Raw genomic sequence first — 12,446 nt, 5'->3', positions numbered from 1 at the left:
CGCACAGTTAAAACCGTGTTGCTGTTGCCTGTCGTACAGATAAATTGCCAAAGGACGTGGTGTTCTTAGACTGAGTTCTTCTATTTTAGTAGGCGTTTTGACGCCTGCTAAAAGAAGTTAAATAATTCTATCATTGTCCTATTAAATAAGTATTAGACAATTTGTTAATAATATATAGAATGCTATTAACTTTATGTTTAGTAGTGAAAAGCTAGAAAACACAAAAATAATATATATTATGTTATTTTTCGATAAAAAGAGACTTAAGGGATCATTACCCTAACGTGAGGTTGATTTCCGTTCCAGCTAGGCGCTTTGTCCAGCCAGAACGGAAATCAACAATCGCATGATATAGGTTTTATCAAAATGCCAGTGATAAAAAAATAAATAGTTAAAAAGGAACGAATTAAAGAAATAATGATGGAGAAATTTTATATAGCTTCAAGTTTTAAAAGCATTGATAAAGTAAACTTGTTAAAGGTTACTTAGCCACAGGTGGATACAAGGAAACGTATGACTGGGCACAAAATGTAATAGCTACGACATTTGAAGATTTAAGGGGAACATTAGAGGATTTAGGCTGTTTTCGAGAAGATTGTTGCTATTCAACTAAGGCTGCAAGTTAGTTCAATAAGAGAAGCGTATTTCTTATATCGCGTTTGAAAGAAAATGTTCAGTAAGGCGGGGGAATTCTGATGTGAGAAATTAATAAAGGGTCACTCTGCTGGAAGTGACCCAAAATATAACTATAAGATACTATTTGAACTTATCTAATTTCTTATCTTTCATTGAAGCTACTTCTCCAAATTTCTTACAAATAGATAAAATCATTGGTGAACCCGAAAAATTTAGCTTAACGAGCCTAATTGGTTTTACATTTGCATAAGATCCGCCTAGTTCACCTTGGGCAAGCGAATCATTACCACAAGACTTACCAACTATAGTATCCCCCTCCCTTTCCACTATTTCTTACGAATAACAGGAATATGCGAAAAATCATGCTTTAACAGGCGTATCCTGTTATGAACAGGATGCGCCTTATTAATATACTTTATGTCAAACGTTATAGTGTCAGTGTAGTGAAGTTACTCTAACCTACTAGAGATTAGTTAATGGATATAGCCATTAAATCATCATTTTCTAGCCAGTGTTTACCGCCGAGAAAATCAACTAAATAAAGCGGTTTGTAGTTGTTATTAATAGTAGTATAGATTACTTCGCCCGTTATCTTTAAGGCAGCTATCATCACTTGTGATCTGATAGGATATTTAATATCGACGCATTCCTTTAGAACAAGGATGAATTGTTCCATAGAGCAAACACCCGTCTGGAAGATACGGTGATTATCATCGGTTTCAATGTGGTAAATAACTCCGCCGTCTTTTAATACATCGATTACGATTGTATGTTGGAATTGACCAACTGAACGAGTAGCAGAAAATCTACACCCGGTAACTGCTCGGTGGAATGGTTCTTCTTTATCCGGATGATATAAGCTTCTCTCTACTTGCTCCCAACCACTTTCTGTAAGGGCATTCTCAATATAACTAAAGATAGGGACGTATCGACTCGAGTTTTCTAATATGAATTGTTTTATTTCTTCAAGTTCTTGAGCGAATGAGTTGTCGAAATTAGTTTCATCGAAATCTCCCTCAGAATACGTTTTAGTCAAATCTTTCATTTGACTTCTAAACTGTTCGGGGGTGATAAGCTCTGTAATGGCCCCTTCATATTTAATTACTTCAGATGTTTGGGTATTACCTGATGGATCGAACAAGTATGGTTTGCCTAAATAAGATGTTTCTAAATATACCTTTAATAGTTTCATCTGCAAAACTCTGTTGTGTTGTATTATTGGGCTCCAAATTGCAATGATGTCATATCCAAATACTTCATTCATTGCTAAGGCAAATATATGGCTACGATTAAGACAATAATCGAATAGTGTTCTTCCTGAAGCGCCTACTCTAATTTCATTTAAAGGCAAGTCTACGAAATCGTATTTCAACTGCACTTATCTTCCCTCCTTAAAAACTATAATCTTTTTTTATTTGTCATTCGTTATTATTTATTATGCACTGTGCTCTTATAGCTTAAACTTCAAGGGTACCGATATAGAATATGCCCCTGCTCTCCTATGTTCCTGTTCTACTGTTCCACTATAAAATAACTTGTGAGATTTCAATGTATGAAACTTATGAAAAAAACATGACTGAAAGAAAATCAAAGCGAAACCCCTTGATCTTAGAAAGTAATTTTTCCATTTTATTTTCTTCTTTTGGATATAGGTCCTGTTTCATTGCCTTCAATAAGGCTAGTTGATTTGCTTTTCCTAATTCTCCGACTGCTTCATACATTTCTAGGAAGCAACAATCTAAGAAAACAGCCTAGTAAAAAAAATGGAATTGAAATATAAAAAACCAGCGTCTATTTTGAATTGCTCAAATAGATGCTGGTTATTTCGTTTTATTGCTGGCGAGATTCTGTCATTTGCTTCCAAACAGAACCTTTTGCTTCCTCACCTTGTTCGATACGGGCAATCGCCATTTTTACTTGTAGCTTCACTTCAAACTCTTTATCCTCTTCAGCAGCTTTTAATGCCGTTAACAATTTTTCCGTACCGACTTCATATAAGTACATAGCTGCACGCCAACGAACTAGTTTATTTTTATCTTGTAATGCTTGCTGCATCACGTCTTCAAATTCCACTAAGCCGAGGTCACTCATACAATCTCCTGCAGTTCGACGTACCGCTGCGCTTTTATCCTGTAATGCCTTTTCCAAAAAAGGTACAACCGCTACATCTTCAATCATTCCTAAATAAACGGTTGCAAGTCGACGGATAGACATTTGCTCATCTTGTAATGCTAAATCTAAAAGTGGTAAATCATCTAGCTCTGGATCTGCCATTTGGTCAAGCAGTTGGAAACGTTTTTCCCATTCTGGTTGTTTAAACTGTTCAACAGAAATTTTTAGCTTAGCTGGCTTCTCAATAGTTTTCTCAGAATCATTAATCGTTGCAATAATCTCCGCTAAACGTTCCTCTGAATACGTTACATCGATTTCTTGTTTTACAGCTTCCGCAACTTCCTCTAGCTCTCCATAACGTACACCATAGTCAATCCACTTACGTTGGAAAATATAATTTTCATCAACTGCTGTCTCAATAATTTTATTGAAAGCTTCCACAAAGCGGTCACCACAGCTTACACGGTGCTCACGTTGATTATCAAACACTTTTACTTGAAGCGGTACTTGTTTATAAAACTGCACATGGACGTACACTTCACCATAAAATTCATTGGCAACTTGTTCTTTGTTTACTTCCTGTACATCTTCACCTAGCACTTGACGGATGCTTGCTAAAATACCTTCCCATGCATACTTTGCGTTACGCTCAACAGCGAAGAAATCTGCTACATGATAAACACCTTTAACACCTTCAATTGCTAGAATCGCTGCCGCTTCACCCGTTGCTTCATCTTTATTATCCTTTGTAAAATTATAGCTTTTGCCAAAAGGTAACTCTGTATCAACGACAATCTTCATAGAATTAGGGCTTGGTGTCGGTTCAATTGTAATAATCTTCATGTCTATCGCTCCTTATCCGTTTACGATTTCATCTAAATACGACCATCTTTCAATCAGATGTTCATATTGTGCATTCAGCTCATCTAGCTTCGCCGTTAATTCCTGTAGCTTTGTAAAATCAGCTCCAGCATTAGCAATACCTTCTTCTGTCTCCATAATTGCTGTCTCTGTCTTTTCTATTTCATCAGCAATAGTTTCCCATTCTTTTTGCTCTTTAAAAGATAATTTTTTCTTATCTGATTTAGTTTTTTCGGTCTTAGGTTTTTCAACTTTTGGCGCCTCTACCTTTACAGCAGCTTCCTGTTCACGCTTTTGTAAATATTCACTATAAATATCAAGCGTCTCATTAACATGCCCCAGACCATCTAAAATCCACAGCTTTTTCGCAATTCGATCTAAGAAAAAGCGATCGTGGGATATCGTTATAACGACTCCAGGGAAATGCTCAATGAAGTCCTCTAGCACACCTAATGTTTCAATATCTAAATCATTTGTAGGCTCATCTAGTAGCAATACGTTCGGTTGCTCCATTAATAATCGTAATAAATGCAGTCGTTTACGTTCTCCACCTGATAATTTACCGATAGGTGTACCGTGTGCATGAAGTGGGAATAAGAAACGCTCCAGCATTTGAGCAGCGGAATAGCGTACACCTTCTGCATCTGTAATATCATTTGATGCTTCACGGATATATTCAATCATGCGCTCATTTTCATTCATCTTTGGCAGTGTTTGTTTGAAATGTGCTAACTTCACTGTCGAACCAACAAGAATTTCACCAACATCAGGTGTTAGCTCTCCTGCTAGCATGTTCAATAATGTTGATTTTCCTACACCATTCGCTCCGATAATACCAATACGATCGCCCTGCTGTAGTAAAAATGAAAAGTTATCAAGGATTTTTTGTTGGCCAAATGCCTTTGAAATATTTTCAGCCTCTAAAACTTTCCGACCGAGTCGTGTTGTTGCAAGACCAAGTTCAAGAGAGACATCCTCAGATTTACGCTCCAAGTTATCCTCTAACTGCTCGAAGCGCTGGATACGTGCCTTTTGCTTCGTAGAACGTGCTTTCGCACCACGACGAATCCATTTTAATTCTGAGCGATAGCGGTTGCGATCCTTTTGTGCAGAGGCTGCATTCATTTCCTCACGAATAGCACGAGCTTCTAAATAATCCCCATAATTCCCCGTATGGCGGTATAATGTTTGATCAGCCAGCTCGTAAATATGCGTAGACAGCTCATCTAAGAAATAACGATCATGGGTAATAAATATAACTGCTCCCTTTAATCGTAACACCATTTCCTGTAGCCACTCTGTTGACTGCACATCTAAATGGTTGGTAGGCTCGTCTAATAAATAAAGATCTGCTGGCTCGATTAAAACTTTAGCTAAAGCAACGCGCTTTTGCTGACCGCCTGACAGTGTTAATACTTCTTTATCAAACATTTCTATCCCAAGCCTCGTAAGTGCTGTCTTAGCAAGAGCATTGACATCCCATGCCTGCTCTTCATCCATACGATGTTGCAAGCTAAATAACGTTTTTTGTAAACTTTCTGAAGTCGGATTTAAGGCAAGTGCAGCAACCGTTTCTTCATATTCACGATTCAGTTTTAAAATAGGTGAATCCCCTGCAAACACTGCCTGTAACACTGTTTCGCCACTATTAAAAGTAGGCTCCTGTGGTAAATAAGCAACACGATATTTATTTGGGCGGTCAACTTCCATAGAATCCGCTTCGATTTCATTTGCTAAAATAGAAAGCAATGTGGATTTACCAGTACCATTAATACCAATTAGCCCAGCTCGCTCTCCCTCATAAATGGTAAATTCAATATTTTGAAAGAGCGTTTTATCGCCCACTGTTTTCGTTAAATTTTGTACAATTAAATGACTCATTACACTTGTCCATCTCTTTCATTTAGGTGTTGTTTAATGTCCATACTACTTTTTAATATGTAGTTTATTATTGATATCCATTTTTATCATAACACCAAATGACAGGTAAACAAAGGACAACAAACTCTTCTTACCCAACTAAAAAAACCTCCTCCATTACAAGCAAAATGAAGAAGGGTTAAAAATCTCAAAAAAATATCCGGATAGAAATATTTCTATCCGGATACAGAAGCTAATTATTTTACCAATAACCAAGAGCCTTCCACCATAATCCCCCTACTACAACAAAAATCAGGATTGTTACAACGGAAACTACAAAACCAACTGTCCACCATTTTTTTTGATCAATATAGCCTGCACCAAAGAAGACCGGTGCTGGACCAGAACCATAATGAGTAGTGGCGCCAAATAAATTACTAAATGCCGCTAATAATATAGCCGCCAACATTGCTGGTGCACCCGCTTGCAGCATAACAGATAAAAACGCTGCATACATCGCACTAATATGAGCAGTGGAACTCGCAAAGAAATAATGAGAATAGAAATAGACTAATGCTAATATAACTACAGCCCATATCCAACTATACCCGGAAACAAGTCCACCCACTTCATTACTAAACCACGGAATCAACCCTAGTTTGTTCATAAAAGATGCCATCATAAATAGCGTTGCAAACCAAATTAGTGTATCCCATGCGCCTTCTTCCTTCTTAATATCTGCCCATGTTAATACATCTAACAATAAAAGCAATGAAAGACCAATAAGAGCTGCTGTAGTAGCACTAATGCCTAAGTAGTCTCCACCAATCCATAACGACAACACAGCAACAAATACTACGATCATTCGTTTTTCAGAACTTTTCAGTGGACCAAATTCATCCAGCTTCTTTTTAGCAATAGCTGCTGCCTCTGGTGTTTCCTTGATTTCAGGCGGATAAATTTTATAAATAACATAAGGAACAACGATTAAAGCTGTTAACCCAGGGACAATCATGGCCAATGCCCAACCAAACCAAGTAATCGTTACCCCAGCTGAATCACTTGCTAGCTTTACAATTAAAGGGTTCGCTGCCATGGCTGTCATAAACATAGCAGACGTTATTAAATTCCCTTGAAAGCCTACCTTTAATAAAAATGCCCCCATCTTACGCTCTGTACCGTCTTCCGGTTTAGATCCGAAAGTATGAGATAAAGACTGGATGATTGGAAATATAACACCACCAGCACGAGCTGTGTTACTAGGAATAGCAGGTGCTAATATTAGGTCACTTGCTAATAAAGAATAAGACAGACTCAAGGTTTTTTTCCCAAAAAGACGAACAAATACATAGGCAATTCGTTCACCTAGTCCCGTTTTAATAAATCCACGAGAAATAAAGAAGGCAATAACAATAAGCCAAATCGTTGAATTGCCAAAACCGCTTAAAGTCTCTTCAATAGTTAATGTATTTGTTATGGCAATCATAGCCATAGCAATAAAGGATATCGCTCCCATTGGCAAGGGTTTCGTTATAAATCCTATAATTGTCGCAACAAAAATAGCAAATAGATGCCATGCTTTTTCATCTACTCCTGAAGGTACTGGACAAAACCAGATTGCTACGCCAACAGCAAGGGAAATGAAGAAAGGAATCCATTTGACTGCGCTTTTTGCTTCTTTCATGATGTTGATGCTCCTTTAACGGTTACCCCAATGTTTTTTAACAGGCGATTTCTCCCACGATCTAATACCCGAATAAAATATAGACAAAATCAAAATCCCCATTGTCGAAAAAGCATAAGTAATTATATATGCTTTATGCATTGGATGAAAAGAGTTTTGGCTCATTTTTCAAGAAAAAATAACACGTGATTATAAATATCTATCTTTTATGATATTTTTTTGTTTTCAAAATTTTTAACAACCTCATATTCATTGAAGTTAGCATGTGCAATTCCACTGAAAAGATACGAATAGTGTTTAAATTAGCTAATGTCGAGAATCAATCCTCTTACATTTCATACAGTAAAGAGTTAAATCATCTCACGTTCTGTCTTGCAAATACAATGTAATAATCATACAAAACTCAATTCTCCCTCTTATAATGAATCGGCAAGGAATTGATTGCAGACTCGTATCCCGTTCGAGCGGCAGAAAAAAATTGAAGTAGTAAAAGTCCACTAAACTTAGACATTCGAATATAAAGACGACTTCCCTGTATACTAAGAGATGGTTAGCGCGTGTTGAATGAGATGGATATACTTAGGTAGTGATATATTTGATTGGTATAATAAATCCTATTGTATTCTAGTTCATTTTATAAAAGTTTTGTTACAAACAGTAAAAATACCATGCTGATTGCCAACATGGTATTTTCAAATCTTTTATTTAAATAGTGACTCATTACTCTTTGATATCTTATTTAATTGTATGATTATCAATTCGAAATCCAACCGTTGCTAAAGATATGTTTCCAAGGTCTTTTGCTAATTATTGCTTATGTCTATTTTATATACTTAGAACGAACAATGGTTCTATTATATGGATTGCCTTGTAACGTTTCACCGGAAATATTTAAAGTTATATTATATACACCAGATTTTTTACTCTCTGGGAAATTCACCATAAAGTTTTGTTGATCAACCTTTTGCAATTGTAGAGAAGAAGCAATGTCTTTACCTGTTGGATCTAGTACTCGTACATCGAAAGTAAGTTTTTGTAATTGTTGATTAGCTTGCATCGTGATAATATTATTCGTTTCTAATGATACTGTTGGAATACTCACCTTTATCAAAGAGGGACCCCCGTGTTGAACTGCCAATAAATACGCATTATTCTCTGCCTGCGTGCTTAGATTTACCTTCCATTCCCCAGTCTCAGAAATAACGCCAGTAAATGTATGAGGTGCTACGCCATTTAAGAGGGAGTCTTCATCCAATGAGTTGATTGTCTGATTGGTATATTTTATTCCTGAAGGAGAGACCAACTCTATCTCATCACTAGTTAACCCTGTCCACAATTTAACATTATCGAGTGCAGTATCCACATAAAAGGAATGTGTCACATCATATGACGATTGTAACTTTCCTCCATAAATATAACGAGAAACATCCAACTCTTGAAACATATCAGATTGAGAAAAGTATTCTTTGTTTGCAATGATACGATCAGTAGAAGCAGACTGTAGATACTGTTCCAATCTAGAAAATACCGCAGATCCCATTCGAATACTGTCATGGTCAAGAGCGGTATCGGTAAATAAATGTGTTCCGTAAGATAATTTAGTGCTTGCCTCTTTGACTAATCCATCATTTGGATCGGAAAGATATAGACCACCCATCCAGAGTGCAGATAAAAATGGTCCTGTATTAGTACCAGCAATTGTATAATAGTTGTTCCTACTTACGTTGGGGTGATTATCTATTAGTGAGCGAAAGTGTTCCATTTCCCCAACTTGAAGTGAATATGTTCCATCATCATTTTCACCGAGTAATGTAGCTAGCCAACCTGCCCACCAGCTATAAGCAAGATCAGCTAACTCTGATCCATAGTGAGGTGAACCTAAAGTAAACACCCTACCAACGTACGGATGAGCATTATTAAGAACTAATGCTGCTTGGGTATCGGGTCCACCCTTGCTATGGGCAATTATATTTAATTTTTTCCCGTGAAAAAGTTGACTGATTTCTTTTAACATAGAGGCTAATAATTTTCCATTATCATATTGACTGTAAGAGCCTTTACCTGCCGCATCGTATAATTGAACAAATACAGTTTGATACCCTGCTTCATAAGCTTTTGTATACATATCATTAAGACCGTGATACTCTGTATTACCATACCAACTTGTAGAGTTACCGTTTTTCCCTTGAACGAAAACAATAGGTGGTTTATTCGGATCAACATTAGGTGGAGTATCTCCTAGAAACCACTCTCCAGGTATAAAGCCTTCACCTGGTGGCTTCAATCCATAAGGTTCAATCGGGTTTGAGGCAAATACATCTGGAGTAGAAAAAAGAATAATTGTGACCATCACTAATAACGAAACCATTTTTTTCAAATTATTTTCCTCCTAACCATTATTATTGATTAAGTTCGTAAATCTGTAGAAAAGCAATTTAGATTCCATAATTCCAAAAAAACTCTCGATTACTACATCATCGTAACGGATTCCTTTGCAAAACATAACTTGTGTAAAGTCAAGAAAAACAGGTGTTGATTAACAGACGTTAATGATAATAAATCTGTCTTCAAAGATGTATTTTCAAACAGAGACAAACTAACCCGCCATCCATCTATACTCAACATTCTACAAAAAGGAAATGATTTCCTTCTAATTCAGACAAAAAAATAGCATTATCTTATACTGCGGCGAAGACTAACTTTGAGAAGAAGCATAATAGATTGCGTTAGCAAGTAAAATAGCATAGAGCGAAACGAATTGACACTTTGTTTTTCAAGTGACATACCAATTGCATTAATTACAATTCCAATATATCTATTTGCCTTATTGCCTTATCGAAAAATTAAACTTATCTTTTTTAAGTGATTCATAAATTACTACCTTCCAGAAAAAGTAAATAATTACATTGCAGTTGGTCAAAAAACATTTAATTTAGCAAGTCTTATATCAAATTACTACCATCCAAAAAATATTCCTACATTTCCTCACACATGCTTTAAAAATAATAAAAAAGAAGTGGAGTAAATCACTCTAAGTATAAAACGCACGCTTGTCGTGCCTTCATTTCACCTTCTGCTATAAATTGATGGACAAAACCAATAAAAATCCGTTGTCTATTGGAGTAGACAACGGATTTTTCATGAGACATCTATTTAATTATTAGCCCATATTTTTTTTGAAGCGTGAATAATTACTCACCCATCTCATTTTGTAATTGCTCTAAAAACTGCACCATAAATTGATGGCGTTCTTCAGCCATTTGTTTGCCCTTCTCTGTAATCATTAAATCCTTCAGCAATAAGAGCTTCTCATAAAAATGGGTAACTGAGGATGTATTTTTACTACGATACTCGTCCTCTGTCATATCCATACGCGCATTCTCTTCCTTATCGTAAAGCTTTCGACCTTTAGCTCCACCAAAAGCAAACGTACGTGCAATACCGATTGCTCCAATCGCATCTAAGCGATCTGCATCTCGTACTATTTTTGCTTCGATAGAAGTTGCTTCTAACTCATTACCACCATTAAACGATACTTGAGCGATGCAATCCCGAATATGTTGCTTTTTCTCCTCGCTAAAAGACAGCTCGGCAATTAGCTTATTTTCTTGCTCTTTGCTATCGGTATACTTTTTATCACTTACATCATGTAAGAGCACAGCGATTTTCACAACTTCTGCATCCGCTTCTGACTCTGTTTCTAAAATCGCTAACGCATTTTGATAAACCCGTTCAATATGTTGAAAATCATGACTAGCATCAAATTGTTCGTAAATTCCCCGTACTTTGTCCATTAAATTGTTCATAATCTTAGTTCAGTCCCTTCGTACATTATTATACTGTATTGCTTCGAATAGTTGGCAATTATTAAGTAACCTCGAGGCTTTAAAAAAACAGTATCGCAAGGTTATTTCAATTGACAAATTTTTCAGAATATTGTAAGGTGAATGTACAGAACATTTAACTTTGTTCTGTAGCTCACTATTTCAGTGGTGTACAGCAACTATGTTTTGACAGATTTAAAAACTTCAGCGGGCTTGCAATTGAATACTGTTGAATACTGTGTTGATGATGACGTGCGTATAGTGAAAATATCAATCATCTAAGAAAACAAATAAAAGTGAACATTTTTCCCTTAGAAATTCTTTGTTTCAACCCGCATAGCGAATGTACATGACGAGATAAGTGAACAAAAAGTTAGCTTGTTGTCACGACCTAGAAGGCTTTGACCATATGTCGCAAGCGTGTGATATTTGTATCATTAATTGACGTTACCTTCTGTAATCATACCCTTGAGTATGTGTGAACGTAACTCCTCCCATTAATAACAAATAACATAACGAATTCTTGCCAACATTTTACGAAAAGTCAAATTATCAGAGTCGTGCTAACAAAAATAGAGAAATCTTTTTTAGGCAACCATTTTTCCGAATTTCATTTAAGCCGTAAATGAAGTAATAAGTTATGAAGGAAGTAGGAACGATAGTTATGTTACGTATTACCAACCCGCTGAAGAAAAAGTAAAAGCTGCCCATCTTACTATTGTAGATGATGGCAGCTTTTATTGTTTCTTCGATTTCCATTTAAAAGACATTATCCTATCTTCCTTCTAAGATATGTTCAAAGGAATAATTTTTTCTGAACACAGGAGATTCTAAGGATATTAAGAACCTTGTTGACCTTATCGTTGTTGATCTTCATTAGTTTGGATTAGCCTTTCCTTGATTTCTTCAATACGCTCTACAGATAAACAGATAAGCCTGTGATTTTACAATCATTTTCTGATCCTGAATTATAGGACCAACTTCAAGAAGTTAAGAAAGAAGATGAACCCTTTTAGGCAATCCTTTTGTGGAAGTATATGTAAAAAGAGGAATAGGAACGAATTATCAATAAATAATAATCTGACAATGGCATTCCATGTTAAAATCCATTGTCCCATGAAAAAGAATTCTAACTATAACCCGAATCCTTTATACCACAAAGAACTACATAGCCTCTTTCATATTTTTAACCGACTATTCAAGGGGATCAGCTTACTAAAACAGGACAGCTCATATATTCTTGGTTGAGAGGGTGATTATGTTGAATAGTCTATTAGAGAACATGTATCAAATTTCAATAGCAGCCCTACTCTTATGTTCGTTTTTTCTTTTAGATTTTTTTAAAAAAATAAACGTGAAAGAACGCCTTCTTCTTTTGAATATACAATGTATATTATAATTCGAATTTCAATTTTTTCATGGTTATCCAGTTTTTCTTATTGCATATGGAGGATATTTTAAATAAAAAA

Annotated in this window: 7 protein-coding genes and 1 pseudogene; 1 reads left to right on the top strand and 7 read right to left on the bottom strand. The window is 35.9% G+C overall.

The genetic code is table 11. The features are described 5' to 3' along the window. Nucleotides 1-756 precede the first annotated feature (756 nt). The 7 genes from ACQKN4_RS20195 to ACQKN4_RS20165 form a co-directional block, all read right to left on the bottom strand. The gene (locus tag ACQKN4_RS20195; RefSeq protein WP_427484638.1) at nucleotides 757-963 is read right to left on the bottom strand and encodes a hypothetical protein; all 207 of its coding nucleotides are present in this window, start codon (nucleotides 961-963) and stop codon (nucleotides 757-759) included. A 142-nt stretch (nucleotides 964-1,105) separates the two neighbouring features. Beyond that, nucleotides 1,106-1,828, bottom strand: coding sequence for a hypothetical protein (locus ACQKN4_RS20190; protein ID WP_139376940.1), 723 nt, complete (start codon nucleotides 1,826-1,828; stop codon nucleotides 1,106-1,108). A gap of 638 nt (nucleotides 1,829-2,466) precedes the next feature. Further along, nucleotides 2,467-3,591, bottom strand: coding sequence for a conserved virulence factor C family protein (locus ACQKN4_RS20185; protein ID WP_427484637.1), 1,125 nt, complete (start codon nucleotides 3,589-3,591; stop codon nucleotides 2,467-2,469). Nucleotides 3,592-3,603: 12 nt separating this feature from the next. After that, nucleotides 3,604-5,490: an ABC-F family ATP-binding cassette domain-containing protein gene (locus tag ACQKN4_RS20180; RefSeq protein ID WP_079560085.1), complete on the bottom strand. Its 1,887-nt coding sequence runs from the start codon at nucleotides 5,488-5,490 to the stop codon at nucleotides 3,604-3,606. Nucleotides 5,491-5,731: 241 nt separating this feature from the next. Continuing rightward, entirely contained in the window at nucleotides 5,732-7,153 is a 1,422-nt protein-coding gene (locus ACQKN4_RS20175) for an anion permease (RefSeq protein WP_079560084.1), read from the bottom strand. An 820-nt stretch (nucleotides 7,154-7,973) separates the two neighbouring features. Further along, entirely contained in the window at nucleotides 7,974-9,521 is a 1,548-nt protein-coding gene (locus ACQKN4_RS20170) for an esterase/lipase family protein (protein WP_427484677.1), read from the bottom strand. An 823-nt stretch (nucleotides 9,522-10,344) separates the two neighbouring features. Continuing rightward, nucleotides 10,345-10,959, bottom strand: a complete 615-nt coding sequence (locus ACQKN4_RS20165) for an HD domain-containing protein (protein WP_079560083.1) — start codon at nucleotides 10,957-10,959, stop codon at nucleotides 10,345-10,347. A gap of 1,276 nt (nucleotides 10,960-12,235) precedes the next feature. Here ACQKN4_RS20165 and ACQKN4_RS20160 point away from each other — a divergent pair. Further along, a pseudogene (locus ACQKN4_RS20160) lies at nucleotides 12,236-12,442 on the top strand (hypothetical protein). Nucleotides 12,443-12,446 lie beyond the last annotated feature (4 nt).

Source organism: Lysinibacillus sp. NPDC093692 (assembly GCF_050280125.1).
In the GTDB taxonomy this organism is placed as follows: Bacteria; Bacillota; Bacilli; order Bacillales_A; family Planococcaceae; genus Lysinibacillus.
The sequence above is the reverse complement of the archived record's forward strand: the minus strand, read 5'-3'. Positions and strand labels throughout refer to the sequence as shown.